Origin of the sequence: Pseudomonas sp. NPDC089734 (assembly GCF_044748865.1) — a bacterium.
Taxonomy (GTDB): domain Bacteria; phylum Pseudomonadota; class Gammaproteobacteria; order Pseudomonadales; family Pseudomonadaceae; genus Aquipseudomonas.
Map to the genome: position 1 here is coordinate 39,923 of NZ_JBIVGV010000007.1, position 18,207 is coordinate 58,129.

An 18,207-nucleotide genomic window follows, 5' to 3' on the forward strand; every position below is an offset into this window, starting at 1 on the left:
GCTCCTGCACAGTCTGTAGGAGCGGATTCATCCGCGAATGCTATCTCTCCTGATTCACCCGAAACCTCCCCACCAATTCCCTCAGATGCGTGCCCAGTCGGGCCAGCTCAACGCTTGAGGCAGCCGTTTCGTCGCTGGCCGCGGCGGTCTGTTCGGAGATGTCGCGTACGCTGAGCACGCTACGGTTGATCTGCTCGGCCACGGCACTCTGTTGCTCGCTGGCAATCGCGATCTGTTGATTCATGTCCTGAATGGCGGTCACCGCTCGTGTGATCTGCTCCAGTGCACTGCCCGCCTGACGGCTCAGTTCGACGCTGTTGTCGGTCAGGCTGCGGCTGCTGTCCAGGGTGGCGGCCACATGCTGGGTGCCATTCTGCAAGGCTGCGATCAACTCCTCGATTTCTTCCGCCGATTCTTGCGTGCGTTGCGCAAGGCCTCGAACCTCGTCGGCGACCACGGCAAAACCGTTCCCGGCCTCGCCTGCACGTGCGGCTTCAATGGCCGCGTTGAGGGCCAGCAGGTTGGTCTGCTGTGAAACCGATTTGATGACGTCGAGAACCCCTACGATCTTGCTGCTTTCCTGCTTGAGTCGTTTCATGGCCTGGGTCGAATTGATCATTTCGCTGGCCAGTTGCTCGATCTGGCTGATGGCCTGACCGACCACCTGAGCGCCTTCTCGGGCTTGTTGACCGGCATTACTGGTCGCCTGAGAGGCTTCCTGTGCATTGCGTGCGACCTCTTGCACGGTATTGGCCATTTGATTCATGGCGGTTGCGACCTGATCGGTTTCGTCCTTCTGGCTGTTGACCCCGACACTGGTCTGTTCGGTCACCGCCGAAAGCTGTTCGGCGGCACTGGCGATTTGGGTGACCCCGTCGCCAATGCCACTGATCAGCCCGCGCAGGCTGAGTGTCATGCTCTGCATGCTGTCTTGGAGCTGGCCCATTTCATCCTGTCGCTCGACCTCCAGGTTCTTGCTCAGGTCTCCCTTGGCGATACGGGTGGCAGCATTCAAGGTCTGTTGAAGCGGCACGGTAATCTGCTGTGTCATGATCCAGGCCGCCAACAGCCCCATGATCGAGGCCAGGATTGCCACGCTGACCAGCAGGCTTCGAGAGCCTGCGGCCTCGACATCACGCTGGCTACCTTGCAGGCTGATCAGCCGGGCCACCGAGTCCAGCATCTTGTCGCCCGACTCTTCCATGCTTTCCTGAAGGGCTTCGACCTTGATCTGGATATTCTTGAAGTGGGTCAGTTGTTCTCGATACTGCTGCAATGCCTCGCTGGCGGGCTTGAGCCCCTGAAGGTTGTCTTCGGCCTGATCCTGTGAAATCTGCTGCACTTCCTTGAGCGCTTCGTCGATGGCGGCAATGGCCGCTACCTCATCGGCTTCTCTGGCTGTGAAGGTGTAGGCCTGAACCTGATAGCGGGCCATCTGGATCTGGTGTTTGAGCTGGGAGATATTGGTGAACTCCTCCAGCCGCTCGTTGTTGTCCTGTTCCTGACTCACGGCCTTGAGCACTTCGCTCTCGATGTGTGCTACCGCCTGAATGGCCTGCTCCGATTGTTGTTCCAGCTGTGCGCGTGACTGGTCTCGTGCCTTGCGATCAAGACCCAGATCTGAAAAGGTCTTTTCCAGACGGCTGACGATCTGGCTCTGCTCAGTGAGCAGCGCCAGGCTTTTTGCATCGTCCGTTTCCCTGTGCAGTGTCGTCAGTTGTGCCTCTAGCTCGTTGAGCCGCTCGATCACTCGGGATGCATTTTCCTGGGTGTTTTCGGCACGAAAGAGGATGCGCTCGGCGCGCAGGTCTTTGGTCAGGTTGCTGAGCTGGCCCATGGCAGACATGGATTCGGAGCGTTCGATCATGGTGTCCAGGCCATGCCAGCCTGTCAGAGTGATGGCGAGCGTCAGCAAGAGCACCAGGCCAAAGCCCAGGGACAGTTTGAGTTTTACGCTCAGGTTGTCGAGTGCGTGATTGATCCATCGAAACATTGGATTTCTCCTGCGATAGCGAACAAAGGCAGGCCCGAAACAAGGTCAGGCATGCGTCATGAGCGCATCGGCGGAGAAGAGGAGTGCGAGACCTGAAGAGGTCGTAGGAAAGTTCCGAGAAGGGATCGAGCGTGACGGGAGTCACGTCTGGAGAGAGGGAAGCGGTGCTGGCACCGCTTCCTGTTCCGGTCAGATGGTGAAACGGCCTACCAACACCTGAAGATGGTTGCCCAGGCGTGCCAGCTCAACGCTGGACGCGGCGGTTTCTTCACTGGCGGCGGAGGTCTGCTCGGAGACGTCGCGCACGTTGAGAACGCTGCGGTTGATCTCTTCGGCCGTCGCGCTTTGCTGCTCGGCAGCGGCGGCGATCTGCTGGTTCATCGACTGGATCGCGGACACGGTCCGGGTGATGTTGCCCAGCGAGTCGCCAGCACGGCGGGTCAGGTCCACGCTGCTGCTGGTCAGGTCGCGGCTGCTGTCCATGATGCTGGAGGCCTGCTGTGTACCGTTCTGCAGGCTGGCAATCAGGGCTTCGATCTCTTCGGTGGATTTCTGGGTGCGTTGCGCCAGGCTCCGGACTTCGTCCGCCACCACGGCAAAGCCACGACCGGCTTCACCGGCGCGAGCGGCTTCGATGGCCGCGTTGAGGGCCAGCAGGTTGGTCTGTTCGGCCACCGACTTGATCACGTCCAGAACACTGCCGATCTTGTCGCTTTCCAGTTTGAGCGCGCCCATGGCATCGCTGGAGTTACCCACGGCCGAGGCCAGGCGTTCGATCTGGGAAATCGCTTCCTTGACCACACGCTCACCCTCGCGGGCCTGCTGGTCGGCGGCTACAGCGGCTTCCGACGCTTCTTCGGCATTGCGGGCAACTTCCTGCACCGTCGCCGTCATTTCGTGCATGGCCGTGGCGACCTGATCGGTCTCGACCTTCTGGCTGTTGACCCCGGCACTGGTCTGTTCGGTGACGGCGGACAGCTCTTCGGCCGCGCTGGCGATCTGGGTTACACCGTCGCGAATGCCACCGATCAGCTCGCGCAGGCTGAGCGTCATGCGCTGAATGCTGCCTTGCAGCTTGCCGAGTTCGTCGCTGCGGTCGATTTTCATGTCCCGGCTCAGGTCGCCGGATGCCACGCGTTCTACCACGGTGAGAGTCTGGTTCAGGGGAACGGTGATCTGACGCGTGATGACCCAGGCGGCCAGGATGCCGAACACCAGCGCCAGGGCGGTGGCAATGGCAATCATCATGACGGCCTGAGCACTTTCCTCATCGCGGCTTGCCGTCTGCCCTTTGATCATCTCATCGCTGAGGGCCAGCATTTTTATGCCCAGCGCCGTCATTTTCTCCAGTGCAACCTTGCTGGCGGCCTGTGCATCGCGATACTGGCCGACGGCTGAGCGATAGCCTTTGAGGCCTTCAATGGCCCGTTGCAACATGGGCAGGAAGGACGAGGAAATATCACCGGCCAGGGTATTGATGCCCGTCATCGCTTCATCGATGGCGGCATTGGCATTCTTCTCGAACTCGGGGCGGCCACTGTAGGTGTAGCCACGCACCTGAAAGCGCGCCTGCTGGATCTGCTTGCTGGCCCCGACAATATTGTTGAAGGCCAGAATGTTGTCTTCTTTCAACAGCTCGGCTTCGATCTTGTTGACTTCATCAACGGCCTTGTCGGCATTGTCACCCATCAGGCTGCGAGTGCCTTCCCGGGTTTCGATGGCCTTGGTCATTTCGGCAAATGCCTGACGGTACTCGGCAGCGTTTTGAATCTGGGCGTCGAGGCGTTTGATGTTCTCGGCTGACCGAAGCAGCGAACGTGCTTTCTTGAGGGCTGCGTCGAGCTTGTCGAGGTTGGCGACCACGGCTGACGCTGTCTCGGCGTTGTACAGGACTTCATAACGCATGCGATTGATGCGCAGCTCGAGTGTCATGGTGTTGATGTCGGTGATGGCCGCCACGCGGTCGCCGCGAGAGATCAGGCTCTGGGTGCTGAGCCAGGCCGTGGCCGTAATCATCAGGGTCAATAACAGGACCAGACCGAATCCGATCGCCAATTTCAAACTTACACTCGCATTGGCGAGACTTCGAGCGAACCAGCGATACATGACGACTCCTCAATATCTATTTTTATAGATCCGCTTCTACATCGGCCAGCGGTCACAAAACTGAAGCGATTTACCCGACAAATAAAGCATCAGAACAGACGGGCCAGCAAGGCGGTCACGGCGGTTTCCACCCTCAGGATCCGCTCCCCGAGTTGTACCGGTTGCAGTCCTGATTTCCGGAGCAGGTCGATTTCATAGGGAATCCATCCCCCTTCCGGGCCGATGGCCAGCGTGACCGGTTGTTCGACGGCTCGCGGGCAGGCCGGAAAATCGCCGGGGTGCCCCACCAGGCCCAGAGTATTCTGGGCCAGTTGTGGCAGGCGGTCTTCGACGAACGGCTTGAAACGCTTTTCGATCACGATCTCGGGCAGGATGCTGTCGCGGGCCTGTTCCAGCCCCAGGATCAACTGCTCGCGGATGGCTTCCGGCTCCAGAAAAGGGGTCTGCCAGAAGCTTTTCTCAACTCTGTAGCTATTGAGCAATACGACTTTCGACACGCCCATGGTCGCGACCGTCTGAAACACGCGGCGCAGCATCTTGGGGCGTGGAAGTGCCAGAAGCAGAGTCAATGGCAGTTTGGCTGGCGGCGGGGTATCAAGGCTGATGCGCAGCTCGGCCTCACGGCTTTCCAGGCGCAACAGTTCGGCGGTGCCCAGCAGGCCTCCGATACGACCGACGCGCAGGCTGTCACCGACCACTGCGCGATGCACCTCTTGCATGTGCGTCAGGCGGCGGTCGCGCAGGATGACCCTGTCGGCCGCAATGAAGTCGGCCTCTTCAAGCAGCAGCAGGTTCACGGCTGTGTCGCAGGCGGCTGGTCTTGCTTGTCGGCGTCTTCGGGCTGGTCGTCCGGGTGTTCGCCACGCTTCTTGATCATCGAGCTACACAGCACGCCCAGCTCGAACAGCAGCCACATGGGGACTGCCAGCAAGGTCTGGGAGAAGATGTCCGGCGGCGTGAGGATCATGCCGACCACGAAGCAACCGATGATGACGTAGGGGCGAATCTTCTTCAGGTAGCTGACTTCCACGATGCCGATCCAGACCAGCAGCACGACAGCCACAGGAATCTCGAAGGCGACACCGAAGGCGAAGAACAGCGTCATGACGAAATCGAGGTAGCTGGCGATGTCAGTCATCATCGACACGCCTTCCGGGGTCACGCTGGCGAAGAAGTGGAAAATCAGCGGGAAGACCAGGAAGTAGGCGAAGGCCATGCCGGCGTAGAACAGGATGATGCTGGATACCAGCAGTGGAACGGCCACACGCTTCTCATGCTTGTACAGGCCCGGCGCAATGAAGCCCCAGATCTGGTGCAGGATGACCGGCATGGACAGGAACAGCGCCACCATCATGGTCAGCTTGAACGGCGTGATGAACGGCGAGGCCACGTCCGTGGCGATCATCGTCGCGCCTTCTGGCAGGTAGACCCGCAGGGGGGCCGACACCAGCGTGTAGATCTTCTGGGTGAAGTAGAACAGGCCGGCAAAAATCAGGAACACCGCCGCCACACAGCGCAGCAGGCGTGTACGCAATTCTGTCAGGTGCGAGATCAGCGGCATTTGCTGATCGTTTTCCGGGATATCGCTCATGGGGCTCGTGGGGGCAGTGACGAATCGTGGGCGGAAGGCTGAGAGGCCGCTACCGGGGTGGCCGGTTGTTTCGGGCGCTTCTCCAGAGACAGTTGGCTCTTGGGAGCGGGTTCTGCCGGGCCGATTTCATGGGTCGATGCAGGTTCGGGTTCGTTCTGTGGCTCGGCGGCAGGCTCCGGCTCGGGTTGAGGCGAGAAAATCTTCCGGGCCTCTTCTTCCAGCGACAGAATGTGCTCGTTGTGCAGTTGCCGACGGATTTCGTCGGCACCGATTTCACGTTCAACTTCCTGTTTGATCGCATTGAAGCTGCGTTTCAGGCGCCCGATCCACAGACCGGCGGTACGGGCCGCGCCTGGCAGGCGTTCGGGGCCAAGCACCAGCAAGGCCACCAGGCCCACGAGCAGCAGTTCAGAGAAGCTGATACCGAACATGGGCTTAAACCTGATCTTTACGAGGCGGCTCTTCGACCTTGTGTGCCTGACCGTCGATGGTGTGCGGCTGGTTCAGAGGCGAAGCCTGCGACTGCTGCGGTTGAGCGGTCGGTTGTTCGGCCGGTTTTTCGTCGTCGTTCATGGCCTTGCGAAAGCCTTTGATCGACTCGCCGATATCGCTCCCCAGGCCCTTGAGTTTCTTGGTGCCGAATACCAGCACGACAACGATCAGAATGACGACCCAGTGTTTCCAGTCAAAAATACCCATGAAGCATTCCTCGAAGAAAATTCAAACTTGAAGACAGGTGTTAGTCCGCCGTGCGTGCAGCTTTTTCTGCATGCCCGGACAGCCCGAAACGGCGGTCCAGCTCATCGAGCACGGCCTGTGGATGCTGACCCAGTGCTGCCAGCATTACCATGCTGTGAAACCAGAGGTCAGCGGTTTCGTAGATGACATCGCTGCAGTCGCCGCTGATGGCGGCATCCTTGGCGGCAATGATGGTTTCGACCGATTCTTCACCGACCTTTTCCAGAATCTTGTTCAAGCCCTTGTGGTACAGGCTGGCGACATAGGAACTGTCGGCAGCGGCGCCCTTGCGTGATTCCAGCACCTGGGCCAGACGGGACAAGGTATCAGTCATGTTCAGTGTCCTGCGTGATAAATGGCATCCGGGTCCTTGAGCACCGGCTCGACAGTCTTCCAGCCCGAGTTTTCATACACCCGGTAGAAGCAGCTCTCGCGCCCGGTATGGCAGGCAATACCGCCCACCTGCTCGACCACCAGGATGATGACGTCGGCGTCGCAGTCCAGGCGCAGCTCATGCAAATGCTGAACGTGGCCCGACTCTTCGCCTTTACGCCAGAGTTTGCCACGCGAACGCGACCAATATATTGCACGGTTTTCGGCAACGGTCAGGCTCAGGGATTCGCGGTTCATCCAGGCCATCATCAAGACGCGTCCGGTCTTGTGATCCTGAGCGATCGCAGGCACCAGGCCGTCCTCGTTCCAGTTGATTTCGTCCAGCCAGTCTTTCATAACTACTCCGGCAGCCGGGCTTCGATCCCGGCGGGTTGAACAGTGTGCCAGTGACGTGCGTCGCTGGCTATCGGCGAACGATCAGATACAGCCCGGCAACCAGCATGATGCCTATTGGCCATGCGGTCAGGGTCAGCAGCGGCAGGCCGGCGGCGCTCAGTGCCCAGACCTGCACCGCTCCACCGCTCAGGAGTGCGGCTCCGATCAGGCGCAGTGCCCAGCCATCGGAGCGCTCATGCCTGGGCGGTTGAGGATCGTTTGCGTGGGGACGGGACATACGCTCCAGCAGGTCGCGGGTCATGCCGGCGATATGCGGCAATTGCTCGACCTGGGTCTGCAGGTTGTGGAAGAGGGTCTTGGGGCTGACCCGTTCACGCATCCAGCGCTCCAGAAAGGGTTGGGCGGTGGTCCAGAGGTCCAGGTCCGGGTACAACTGACGGCCCAGGCCTTCGATATTGAGCAGGGTCTTCTGCAGCAGTACCAGTTGTGGCTGGACTTCCATGTTGAAGCGGCGTGCCGTCTGGAACAGACGCATCAGCACCTGACCAAAGGAAATGTCCTTGAGCGGCTTCTCGAAAATCGGCTCGCAAACAGTACGAATCGCTGCCTCGAACTCGTTGAGTTTGGTTTCGGCGGGTACCCAGCCGGAATCGATGTGCAGTTGCGCCACCCGGCGGTAATCGCGCTTGAAAAAGGCAAACAGGTTACGCGCCAGGTAATCCTGGTCTTCAGGCGTCAGGCTGCCGACGATGCCGCAGTCGATGGCGATGTACTGCGGGCTCCATGGGCTGACGGTGCTGACGAAAATATTGCCCGGGTGCATGTCGGCATGGAAGAAGCTGTCACGGAACACCTGGGTGAAGAAAATCTCGACCCCGCGTTCGGCCAGCATTTTCATGTCGGTCCGCTGATCGGCCAGTGTCGCCAGATCAGTGACCTGAATCCCGTAGATACGCTCCATGACCAGCACTTTAGGACGGCACCAGTCCCAGTAGACCTGCGGCACATACAGCAGCTCCGAGCCTTCGAAGTTGCGGCGCAGCTGGCTGGCGTTAGCCGCTTCGCGCAGCAGGTCCAGTTCGTCGTAGATGGTCTTTTCATAATCACTGACGACCTGCACCGGGTGCAGCAGCCTGGCATCGGCAGACAGGCGCTCGGCGGTGCGAGCCAGGATGAACAGCCAAGCCAGGTCCTGGCTGATGATCGGTTTCAGGCCGGGACGCACGACCTTCACGACCACTTCTTCGCCGCTCTTGAGGCGTGCGGCATGAACCTGGGCCACGGAAGCCGAGGCCAGCGGGGCTACGTCAAAACGGCTGAAGACGTCGCTGATTCTTGCGCCCAGCTGTTCTTCGATCAGTCGCACGGCCAGTTGCTGGTCGAACGGTGGGACGCGGTCCTGCAACAGCATCAATTCGTCGGCAATGTCTTCGGGCAGCAGGTCGCGCCGGGTCGAGAGCAACTGGCCGAACTTGATGAAGATCGGCCCGAGGTCCTGAAGTGCCAGGCGCAGGCGTGCGCCGCGGCTCAGATCCGTGGTCTTGCGCGGAAACCAGCGCCAGGGCAGCGCAAAGCGCACGGCCAGCATCCACCAGGGAAGGGGCAGGGCGAAGAGCAAATCATCGAGGCGGTAGCGGATCACGACACGTTGAATGCGGAACAGACGGCGGACGGCAAGCAGCTTCATGCGTTATCGCTGGAGTTGAGGGATTGGGCGAGACGTGCACAGCGCGCCTCGAGACGTTCCAGATCCATTTTGATCTGATCGAGTTCGGCAAAGCGGGCTTCGGCTTCATGCGTGCCGACCAGCGTGCGTGACTCTTCACTCAGGTAGTCGGCCACATTCTGGCTGAGGGTGATGAAATTATCACGGGTCCAGCTGGCACGGCTGCGCAGATGGCTGCTGACTAACTGGCTGGCGACCGGGCCGAGCCAGCGGGAGATTTCATGTTCCCAGTCCAGCTCCAGGTCCTGAAGGATGCCTGTCAGTTCCAGCAATATCGCGCTGTCACCGTCCAGTTCGACATCGGGGCCATGCAGCACAGCGGTCTTGTCCTGGCTCAGTGCCAGCCGCAGCAGGCTGGTCGCCGGGGCGCGCAAGGTGCAATCGGTGTCGGCAGCCCAGTCGGCGGCCAGCAGCAGGCCTTCGTCGCTGGGCAGGATGAATACTTGCAGTGCCGGATCGCGGCAGTCGATGGCTATCACCTTGCCAGCCAGCCCGGCGAGGCGCGGCAGTGCCGTGCTGTCCATGCGCAGCACACGATTGATGCCGTGCTCGACGCCGACGAGCAGACCCCGGAGCAACATCAGGGTTTGATGCCGCGATGCAGGGCGACGATGCCTGACGTCATGTTGTGATAGGTCACGCGGTCAAAACCGGCTTCCACCATCATCGACTTGAGGGTTTCCTGGTCCGGGTGCATGCGGATCGACTCGGCCAGGTAGCGATAGCTTTCCGAGTCATTGGTTACCAGCTTGCCCATGAGCGGCATGAAGGCGAACGAATAAGCGTCATAGGCCTTGGACATCAGCTTGTTGGTCGGCTTGGAGAACTCCAACACCAACAGACGGCCACCGGGCTTGAGCACACGCAGCATGGAACGCAGGGCGTCTTCCTTGTGCGTCACGTTGCGCAGGCCGAAGGCGATGGTCACGCAATCGAAGTGATTGTCGGGGAATGGCAGTTTCTCGGCGTCGGCCTGGACGAACTCGACGTTACCCGAAACACCCAGGTCCAGAAGGCGATCGCGACCGACCTTGAGCATCGATGCGTTGATGTCGGCCAACACCACGTGGCCGGTCGGGCCGACCAGATGGGAGAACTTGCGGGTCAGGTCGCCCGTTCCGCCTGCGATATCCAGTACCCGGTTGCCGGTACGTACGCCGGACAGCTCGATAGCGAAACGCTTCCAGAGCCGGTGCATGCCGCCGGACAGCAGGTCGTTCATCAGGTCGTACTTGGCCGCTACGGAGTGGAAAACCTCAGCGACTTTCTCGGCCTTTTGGCTTTCCGGTACGTTTTTGTAGCCGAAGTGAGTGGTGGGTTCGGTATCGCTACCTTTGCGCTGATCGTTCATATCGCTGCCGCCAGAATAGAATGCCGGACATTCTAATCGCCAGGGCTGGCTTTGTCTTGACAAGGCTCACCCTCAAGGCTTTCTTGGGCCTCAGTGGCTGTTATAGTTGCGCCGCGATTCAACCGATCAAAAAGGAACTCTCCAATGGCGAAAATAACTGTTGAACGCCCACACACCCTGGGCCGTGACAAGGCGCGGGAGAGGGCAGAACAACTGGTCGAGAAACTGGCTGAAAAGTACGGGCTGGCCCACGAATGGGTCGGGGATACCGTCAAGCTTGAAGGCAAGGGGGCCAAGGGCAAGGTGGAAGTCGAGGATGCGCTGATTCGCATCAGCATCGAACTGAACTTCTTCCTGTCGGCCATGAGCGGCTCGATCAAGTCCGAAGTGGAGCGCGTGCTGGACAAGGCGCTGGTTGCCTGAGGTGCAGGAGCGAATTCATTCGCGAAAGCAGTATCCGTTGGTATATGCCTTTTGAATGTGTTGGCCCATTCGCGAATGAATTCGCTCCTACAGCACACACCCGCCCAATCCGGAAATGGCTTACCCGACACTAGGGTGAGCATTCTAATTTTTCTCCGTATTTTTGAGTCATGTCCCGTAAAGGACGGTTCCTTAAACTTTCGAGCGTGAGGTGCAGCATGGCCAAGGCTACTTTGAAGAAAAAGATTGAAGACGAGCAGGCAACAGCGTTTTCCGAAGTGAAGCTGTATGCCCGCAAGATCTGGCTGGCGGGCCTGGGCGCTTATGCCAAGGCCAATCAGGAAGGTACCGAGTACGTCAGGGAGTTGATCAAGACGGGCGAGCAGGTACAGAAAGACGCCAAGAAGGCTGTCGATGAAAAGCTGGAAGCGGCCAACAGTGAAATCGATTCGATCAAGGGTGAGGTCTCAGGCGTCAAAGGGCGCGTGGAGGCTCAGCTCGACAAGATCGAAAGTGCCTTCGATCGCCGTGTTGCCAAGGGCTTGAACCGTATTGGCATCCCTTCCAAGCATGATGTCGAGACACTCTCTGCTAAGCTCGATGAGCTGACGGCATTGCTTGAACGTGTCGGGCCTAAAAAGCTCGAGCGTGCCGAGCCTAAAAAGCTTGAACGTATCGAGCCTGAACAATAAGGAGAGCAGGATGGCTGGCAAGAAAAAAGTTGAAAAAGAAGGCAGCTCCTGGATTGGCGAGGTTGAAAAATACTCTCGCCAGATCTGGCTGGCTGGTTTGGGCGCTTACTCCAAGATCAGCAATGACGGCAGTAAGTTATTTGAAACACTGGTAAAAGATGGCGAAAAGGCCGAGAAGCAGACCAAGGCCGAAGCCGAGAAGCAGCTCGACACCGTCAAGGGCACTGCGAAAGCGGCCAAGTCCCGTGTGGGCGACGTCAAGGACCTCGCACTGGGCAAATGGAATGAACTCGAAAGCGCTTTCGACAAGCGTCTGAACAGTGCCATTTCGCGCCTGGGCGTGCCGAGCCGCAATGAAGTCCAGGCGTTGCATGCCAAGGTCGACCAGTTGACCCGGCAAATCGAGCAACTGACCGGTGCAACGGTCAAACCGGTTGCGTCCCGCTCGACAGCTGCCAAGACCACGGCAAAACCGTTGGTCAAGGCCGCAGCCAAATCGGTCGAGAAGGCCGCAGGCAAGGTGGCGAGCAAAACGGCAGCCGCCAAACCGGCGGTCAAGAAAGCGGCCGCCAAGCCGGTTGATGCCGTCAGCAAGACCGCTGCTGCGACGGCGAGCAAAGCCCGATCGGTTGCCAAACCGGCTCCGAAAAAACCAGCTGCCAAAAAGCCAGCGGCCAAACCGGCGGCATCGGCGGCACCTGCGTCGGCTGCCACCCCGGCCGCACCTTCGACCCCTCCACCGGCAACTCCGGCCAGTCAGGCCTGATATCGGTTGCCGCGTGACAGCCCGACCTGCCTGTCAGGTCGGGCTTATCGGCTCAGGTATTGCATCGCCAGCTCCTCGGCCGCTTGTCTCGACGTCGGCACCAGATGGGGGGCGACCAGCATCATGATCTGATAGACCACCACCCGCACTTCCCCTTCTCGCCCCAGAATGCGCTGATAGTCCAGTGAGAACAGCAGCGTCAGGGTGATCTGTTCCACCAGTTGGCCCAGCGCCCGGGTTTCGCTGATCAGTTGACCCTGGGATTTGAGGCGGGCCAGCAACGAGGCCAGCGTGCGCTTGAGTGCGTTGAGCAGGTTGCGGATACCCCGTGCCAGTTTGGGCAGGCGACCGGCCAGGTTGGACAGGTCCTGGAACAGAAACCGGTAGTGCGACAGGCGCTCGACGATCAAGTGCAGGAACAGCCAGTAGTCCTCGGCGTTCAGGCGCGCATCGGCGGGAGGGTCGAGCAGAGGCGTCAGTTCGACCTGAAAACGCTCGAACAGGCCCATGACCAACGGCTCCTTGCCATGGAAGTGGTAGTAGAGATTGCCGGGGCTGATGCCCAGTTCGTTGGCGATTTCCAGGGTTGAGACATTGGGTTCGCCTTGCTGGTTGAACAGGGTCAAGGCACATTCAAGTATGCGGTCGCGGGTTTTCATCCTGTCTTCTTGTTCGGGTTTCAGGGCAGTCGGTCGTCATCCGGCTGTTCTGCAGAAGCGGTGGTGACGGTCAGTCCGCTTCTGCAACAACGTTTCAGCGCACATGCACATAGGTTCCAGGTGCAGCCTCCATGGCCGGGTAGTGAGCGTTGCCCAGTTCCATTCGGGTTTCATGCTGGGTGCCGGAGCGCTCCTGAATCCATTTCAGCCAGGTGGGCCACCAACTGCCGTCATGGTGTTTGGCATCGTAATACCAGGCACGCGGGTCGCTGCTGAGCTGGCCGTTCTCGACAAAATTCGATTTCGGATTGCCTGGCGGGTTGAGGATGCTTTGCACATGGCCGCTATTGGCGAGCAGGAAGCGTCGTTCGCCGCCCAGCAGCAGGGTTGAGCGGTAGACCGAATCCCACGGGGTGATGTGGTCGTTGATACCGGCAATGCTGAAACTGTCCACGGTCACCTTTTGCAGGTCGATCGGCGTGCCGCACACTTCCAGGCCTCCCGGATGGCTGAGCGGGTTGTGCTTGAAGAAATCGAGCAGATCACCATGCAGTGCGGCCGTCAGGCGCGTGGTGTCGTTATTCCAGTACAGGATGTCGAACGGCGGTGGAGCCTTGCCCAGCAGGTAATTGTTGATCCAGTAGCTCCAGATCAGATCGTTCGGCCGCATCCAGGCAAAGATCCGGCTCATGTCGCTGCCGTCCAGCACGCCGCGTTGATACGAGCGCCGCTTGGCCGCTTCAAGGGCTTCTTCGTCGATGAACAGCGTGGCGGGGCTTTCGATCTGGCTGTCCAGCAGACTGACCATGTAGGTAGCGCTGGCGACACGGCGTATCTGGCGCTTGGCCTGCAAATGGCCTTGCAGTGCCGCGATGGTCAGGCCGCCGGCACAGGCACCCAACAGATTGACTTCCCGCGCTCCGGTGATCGCCCGGCATACGTTCATGGCTTCTTCGGTCGCTGCGACGTAGCTGGACAGCCCCCACTCGCGATGGCGGACATCGGGGTTGCGCCAGCTGATGGCGAACGTCTGCAGGCCGTTTTTCAATGCGTACTGCACGAAGCTGTTGGTGGGGCTGAGGTCGAAGATGTAGAACTTGTTGATCTGTGGCGGGACGATCAGCAGCGGCCTGGCGTATTGCTTTTCGCTCATCGGCTTGTACTGGATCAGTTCCAGCAGCTCGTTACGAAACACGACGGCGCCGGACGTGGTGGCGACGGTCCTGCCAATCTCGAAGGCATCCTTGGTGGTCTGGCTGGGCAGGCCGTTGTTGTGCAGCAGATCGTCGGCCATGTGGCTCAGGCCCTTGAGCACGCTGCTGCCGCCGGAGTTGAACATCTCCTTGATCGCCAGCGGGTTGAGCAGGGTGTTGGAGGGCGATAACGCATCATTGATCAGGGCGAAGAGAAAGTGCGCACGCGCCCGGTCGTCCGTGGACAGGTCGCTGTCGTCGATCCAGAGTTTGACCTGATGCTGCCAGCTCAGATAAGCCTGCAGGCCTCGACGATAAAGCGGGTTCAGGCTCCAGGTCGGGTCGGCAAAGCGGCTGTCGCGAGGGTTGGGTGTGTGGGGCATTTCACCCAGTAGAAGCACGCGCCCCAACTGGTTGCCGAGTGCCAGTGCATGTCGTGCGCTGCGAAGCGGGTGACGCCAGCCTTGGGCGGCCACGGTGCGCAGGGTGGAGAAGAGGTCCTGGCCACGCAATCCGGTAATGGCGCTTTGTGCATTTATGAACGTCGCCGGGGTGGTGGCAACCTTCGTTGATTTGTCTCGCATGAGGGCAACACTCCTTCGTCAAGCCATCAACCAATAGACTGACGCACGCGCCTGTCAGGTAGCGTGCGTCGCTCTGCGCTGTTCGACACTCCGGTCCGTGGGCGCAGTCGGTGAAGCGAATTGTTCTCGAAGCACTCCGGCTTCCTTGAGTACGACAGGTCGAATCAATGCCCTTTGGGTGGTGTGGGCTGTGGGTGCATGACAGCGCGTTGGCGCTCTTGCTGTAGAAAACTCATGATGATGGGTGCAACGGCTTCGGCCCTTGTGATGAGAAACAAATGGCCGTCATCGATTATGTGTAGCTGGGCATTGGGTATCCGCCAAGCCAGCAGACGCATATTTACCAGGGGAATCAGCGGGTCGTCGTCACCGGCCAGGACCAGCGTGGGCTGGCGGATCTTGTGCAGCCAGTGAAAGCTGGTCCAGCCCATGCCGGCAAACAGTTGCCAGTAGTAGCCCAGCTTGCCGGACGAGCGCACCTTGGCCGCATGATTGGCGGCAAGGTGCGGGTCGCGACGAAAGGCACCGCCGTAGATTTCCGGCGCGATGCGGATCACATGAGACGGCTGGATATAGCGACGAGGGCTGGCCATGAGCCACAGAACCCGAGGCTTGCCCGGCACCATGATCATGCCGGCCGCGGTCGCGGCCAGTACCAGTTTCCGGCAGCGTTCGGGGTAGTCGTGGGCAAACTGTTGAGCCAGTGCGCCGCCCCATGACACGCCGATTGCATTGACCTGGCCGTAATCCAGGTAGTCGAGCATCCGCGCGGCCAGCTTTGCCAGACCGGGAAAGCGATAAGGGCGACTGGGCGTCGAAGAGCCGCCGACCCCCGGCACATCGAAGGCAATGACTTCGAGGTCCGGGTCCAGAGCCTCGACAAAGGGAAACACCAGCTCAAGGTTGGCCCCGATGCCATTGAAGATCAGCAAGGGCGTCAGATGGCTCTTGCCGGGCCGCACCGCAGTGCGAATGGTATGACCGTCCAGATCGATGGAGCGGAAAACAAACGGTTGAGGCATACGCTAAGCCCTGTTGGTTAAACCGCCGGGAAAGCCGTCCTGCGCTTTTACCCGATCGACCGGGAGCGGTCCCATGTCTGCTGCCGGTACTTGCGTCCTGGCCCCGGCAACGCGCAGTCGCTCTATTCGATGAGCCTAACGTTCGTGAACGTATGTACCCGGTGACGCTTCGCTCGCCGGGTATGCCTTGCTGCCGAGTGTGGCAGGTGTCTTCTTCAGCTTGCCTGAACGTTCGGTTTTCCAGGCTTGCCAGTGCAGCCACCAGGAGTCGGTGTGTTTGGTGCCGTTCTCCTGCCAGACCGATGGCTCGGCAGGCAGTTCGGTGTTGGTCATGTAGCGGGCCTTGGGGTTGCCCGGCGGGTTGAGAATGCTCTGAATATGGCCGCTGCTGGAGAGCACGAACTCGGTCTTGCCACCAAACAGGCGGGCCGACTTGTAGCACGACGCCCAGGGCGTGATGTGATCGTTGGTGCCTGCCAGGCAGAACACATCGCTGGTGACCTGTTTCAGGTCGATGGGCGTGCCGCAGACCTCAAGGGCGTTGGGGCGAGTCAGCGGGTTGTTCTTGAACATCTCGATCAGGTCGCCATGAAAGGCGGCGGGCAGGCGAGTGGTGTCGTTGTTCCAGAACAGAATGTCGAAGACCGGGGGTTCATTGCCCAACAGGTAGTTGTTGACCCAGTAATTCCAGATCAGGTCGTTGGGGCGCATCCAGGCGAACACCTTGGCCATGTCGCGGCCTTCCAGTACGCCTGCCTGATAGGAATGGCGCTTGGCCGATTCCAGGGTCTGTTCGTCGACGAACAGGGCAACCTCGGTGTCCAGCGTGGTATCCAGGACACTGACGAGCAGGGTCAGGGCGTTGACCTTCTGCTCGCCCAGCGCTGCGTAATGCCCCATCAGTGCCGTGCAGGTAATACCGCCCGAGCACGCGCCGAGCATGTTGAGGTCTTTGCTGCCTGTAATGGCGAGCACCACATCGACGGCTTCCTTGAGCGCTTCAATGTAGGTCGACAGGCCCCATTCGCGCTGAGCCTTGGTCGGGTTGCGCCAACTGATGATGAAGGTCTGCACATGGCTGCTCAGGCAGAAGCGCGCCAGGCTCTTTTCGGGGCTCAGGTCAAACACGTAGAACTTGTTGATCTGGGGTGGCACGACCAGCAAGGGGCGCTCGTGGACCTGCTCGGTGATGGGCTTGTATTGAATCAGTTCCAGGACTTCGTTGCGGAACACCACCGAGCCTTCTGTGGTGCCCAGGTTCTTGCCGACTTCAAAGGCATCCATGTTGACCTGGCTCGGCATGCCGCCGTTTTTCACCAGGTCCTTGGCCAGATGCGCCAGGCCGTCGAGCACGCTTTTGCCGCCGGTTTCAAAGAAGCGTTTGATCGCTGCAGGGTTGGCGGCGGTGTTGGTCGGGGACATGGCTTCGGTCATCAGGTTGATCACGAAATGACCACGGCTGATGTCCTGAGGGGTGAGGCTGCTGCCATCGATCCATTCATGCAGTTCCTTGCGCCAGGCCAGGTACACCTGCAGGTAACGGCGATACAGAGGGTTCTGGCTCCAGGCCGGGTCGACGAAGCGTCTGTCATCGGCCGCAGGCTGCAAGGCGGACTTGCCGAACACGATACTTCTGATTTCGGTGCCCAGATGAGCGACATGTTTGAGGCTGTGAAAGGGCTGTTTGATTACCTGGCGCAGAACCATGCGAGCGGTGGTCAGTAAATCCTTGCGGCGCAGCCCCACCACCGGGTTGAGCCCCAGGGTGTGTTCAGAGGCTTGCTGCTGCAGGTCATCGTTGTTCTTGCTACTCATCTACGACGCTCCGTTGTCCTGAGACGAGTACTGACTTGCCTGTGAACCAGTGACACAGGCTGAATGCCAGTACTACTGCTCGTGTGACCGATGATGGCTTGGCAGCCAAATCCCCGCTCTCATGCAAGCGACCGCGAAGGCACCTGAACAACTGCGCTTCGTGTGACCACTGCTTGCATACTGCTTTTCATGCATCGACGTGACGCAGGGAATTTGCCAAGGTCATTGGTTACGCGAGATTTCAAAAAATCGCAAGCAGCGTCAGTCGTTGACCGCTGCGCGGGGCATTGAAACAAAATGAATTAGAAAGCGCTTCCTAATGCGCCGAGCGGCAGGCCAGAGCGTGCTGGCTACGATGATCGGCGTTTTGGGTGAGGAGAGTGCGTTTCGTCATTTACCCCAATGACTAAAGCATAAGTTTCACGACTTGTTCGGAAGGATCGCGTGATTTGCCTGCTTTTCTCAGCTCCAGCAAATAGTCTTCCCACAGCGCGTCCTGGCGTCTGGCCAGTTCGTAGAGGTATTCCCAGGTGAATAAACCGCTGTCATGACCGTCGTCGAAGGTCAGTTTCAGGGCGTATTGCCCGGCGGGTTCGATCTTGAGGAGGCCGACGCCCAGTTTGCCGAATTGCAGGATCGGCTTTCCATGGCCCTGGACTTCGGCGGAAGGCGAGTGCACCCGTAGAAATTCGGCCGGCAAATGATAAGCCTCGTTCGACCCGTATTTGAGCGTCAGGGTCTTCGAGGCTTTGTGCAATTCGATGGCGGTGGGCATGGGGGGCATCAGGATAGCCTCAGCTGTAAGCGGCAAGCTTCAAG

General features: G+C 59.6%; 19 protein-coding genes. 3 read left to right on the top strand and 16 right to left on the bottom strand.

All coding sequences use genetic code 11. From position 1 onward, the window contains the following. Positions 1-40: 40 nt before the first annotated feature. The 11 genes from ACIPY9_RS11050 to ubiE form a co-directional block, all read right to left on the bottom strand. A complete protein-coding gene (locus tag ACIPY9_RS11050; RefSeq protein WP_400700440.1) occupies positions 41-1,993 on the bottom strand; it encodes a methyl-accepting chemotaxis protein in 1,953 nt (650 codons plus the stop codon). 189 nt (positions 1,994-2,182) lie between these two features. Continuing rightward, positions 2,183-4,018 carry a methyl-accepting chemotaxis protein gene (locus ACIPY9_RS11055; RefSeq protein WP_400700978.1) on the bottom strand — a complete coding sequence of 612 codons (1,836 nt, stop codon included), beginning with the start codon at positions 4,016-4,018 and terminating at the stop codon, positions 2,183-2,185. 170 nt (positions 4,019-4,188) lie between these two features. Beyond that, positions 4,189-4,896, bottom strand: coding sequence for a 16S rRNA (uracil(1498)-N(3))-methyltransferase (locus ACIPY9_RS11060; protein ID WP_400700442.1), 708 nt, complete (start codon positions 4,894-4,896; stop codon positions 4,189-4,191). Then, the gene (tatC, locus tag ACIPY9_RS11065) at positions 4,893-5,690 is read right to left on the bottom strand and encodes a twin-arginine translocase subunit TatC (protein WP_400700444.1); all 798 of its coding nucleotides are present in this window, start codon (positions 5,688-5,690) and stop codon (positions 4,893-4,895) included. Before tatC ends, ACIPY9_RS11060 begins: the two co-directional genes overlap by 4 nt. Then, complete coding sequence (gene tatB, locus ACIPY9_RS11070; protein WP_400700446.1) at positions 5,687-6,121, bottom strand: Sec-independent protein translocase protein TatB; 435 nt, start codon at positions 6,119-6,121, stop codon at positions 5,687-5,689. Before tatB ends, tatC begins: the two co-directional genes overlap by 4 nt. Before the next feature lie 4 nt (positions 6,122-6,125). Next, on the bottom strand, positions 6,126-6,389 hold the full coding sequence (locus tag ACIPY9_RS11075; protein ID WP_400700448.1) for a twin-arginine translocase TatA/TatE family subunit: 264 nt from the start codon (positions 6,387-6,389) through the stop codon (positions 6,126-6,128). 40 nt (positions 6,390-6,429) lie between these two features. After that, entirely contained in the window at positions 6,430-6,762 is a 333-nt protein-coding gene (locus tag ACIPY9_RS11080) for a phosphoribosyl-ATP diphosphatase (protein WP_400700450.1), read from the bottom strand. 2 nt (positions 6,763-6,764) lie between these two features. Beyond that, positions 6,765-7,157, bottom strand: coding sequence for a phosphoribosyl-AMP cyclohydrolase (hisI, locus tag ACIPY9_RS11085; protein WP_400700452.1), 393 nt, complete (start codon positions 7,155-7,157; stop codon positions 6,765-6,767). Positions 7,158-7,224: 67 nt separating this feature from the next. After that, entirely contained in the window at positions 7,225-8,844 is a 1,620-nt protein-coding gene (gene ubiB / locus ACIPY9_RS11090; RefSeq protein WP_400700454.1) for a ubiquinone biosynthesis regulatory protein kinase UbiB, read from the bottom strand. Then, on the bottom strand, positions 8,841-9,464 hold the full coding sequence (locus ACIPY9_RS11095) for an SCP2 domain-containing protein (protein WP_400700456.1): 624 nt from the start codon (positions 9,462-9,464) through the stop codon (positions 8,841-8,843). Before ACIPY9_RS11095 ends, ubiB begins: the two co-directional genes overlap by 4 nt. Continuing rightward, positions 9,464-10,234, bottom strand: a complete 771-nt coding sequence (gene ubiE / locus ACIPY9_RS11100; protein ID WP_400700458.1) for a bifunctional demethylmenaquinone methyltransferase/2-methoxy-6-polyprenyl-1,4-benzoquinol methylase UbiE — start codon at positions 10,232-10,234, stop codon at positions 9,464-9,466. Before ubiE ends, ACIPY9_RS11095 begins: the two co-directional genes overlap by 1 nt. Positions 10,235-10,378: 144 nt before the next feature. On the opposite strand from ubiE, the gene ACIPY9_RS11105 reads away from it, so the two are divergent. The 3 genes from ACIPY9_RS11105 to ACIPY9_RS11115 all read left to right on the top strand — a co-directional run bounded on the left by ACIPY9_RS11105 (position 10,379) and on the right by ACIPY9_RS11115 (position 12,115). Then, the gene (locus tag ACIPY9_RS11105; protein WP_400700460.1) at positions 10,379-10,657 is read left to right on the top strand and encodes a polyhydroxyalkanoic acid system family protein; all 279 of its coding nucleotides are present in this window, start codon (positions 10,379-10,381) and stop codon (positions 10,655-10,657) included. Positions 10,658-10,875: 218 nt separating this feature from the next. Further along, positions 10,876-11,349 carry a phasin family protein gene (locus tag ACIPY9_RS11110; RefSeq protein WP_400700462.1) on the top strand — a complete coding sequence of 158 codons (474 nt, stop codon included), beginning with the start codon at positions 10,876-10,878 and terminating at the stop codon, positions 11,347-11,349. Positions 11,350-11,359: 10 nt separating this feature from the next. Beyond that, complete coding sequence (locus tag ACIPY9_RS11115; RefSeq protein ID WP_400700464.1) at positions 11,360-12,115, top strand: phasin family protein; 756 nt, start codon at positions 11,360-11,362, stop codon at positions 12,113-12,115. A gap of 44 nt (positions 12,116-12,159) precedes the next feature. Here ACIPY9_RS11115 and ACIPY9_RS11120 read toward each other — a convergent pair whose 3' ends face one another. The 5 genes from ACIPY9_RS11120 to ACIPY9_RS11140 form a co-directional block, all read right to left on the bottom strand. Beyond that, positions 12,160-12,774, bottom strand: a complete 615-nt coding sequence (locus ACIPY9_RS11120) for a TetR/AcrR family transcriptional regulator (RefSeq protein WP_400700466.1) — start codon at positions 12,772-12,774, stop codon at positions 12,160-12,162. 94 nt (positions 12,775-12,868) lie between these two features. Next, a complete protein-coding gene (phaC, locus tag ACIPY9_RS11125) occupies positions 12,869-14,551 on the bottom strand; it encodes a class II poly(R)-hydroxyalkanoic acid synthase (protein ID WP_400700468.1) in 1,683 nt (560 codons plus the stop codon). A 164-nt stretch (positions 14,552-14,715) separates the two neighbouring features. Beyond that, positions 14,716-15,573 carry a poly(3-hydroxyalkanoate) depolymerase gene (phaZ, locus tag ACIPY9_RS11130; protein WP_400700470.1) on the bottom strand — a complete coding sequence of 286 codons (858 nt, stop codon included), beginning with the start codon at positions 15,571-15,573 and terminating at the stop codon, positions 14,716-14,718. A gap of 135 nt (positions 15,574-15,708) precedes the next feature. Next, a complete protein-coding gene (phaC, locus tag ACIPY9_RS11135) occupies positions 15,709-17,388 on the bottom strand; it encodes a class II poly(R)-hydroxyalkanoic acid synthase (RefSeq protein WP_400700472.1) in 1,680 nt (559 codons plus the stop codon). A gap of 406 nt (positions 17,389-17,794) precedes the next feature. Further along, complete coding sequence (locus tag ACIPY9_RS11140; protein ID WP_400700474.1) at positions 17,795-18,172, bottom strand: gamma-butyrobetaine hydroxylase-like domain-containing protein; 378 nt, start codon at positions 18,170-18,172, stop codon at positions 17,795-17,797. Between the last annotated feature and the right edge of the window lie 35 nt (positions 18,173-18,207).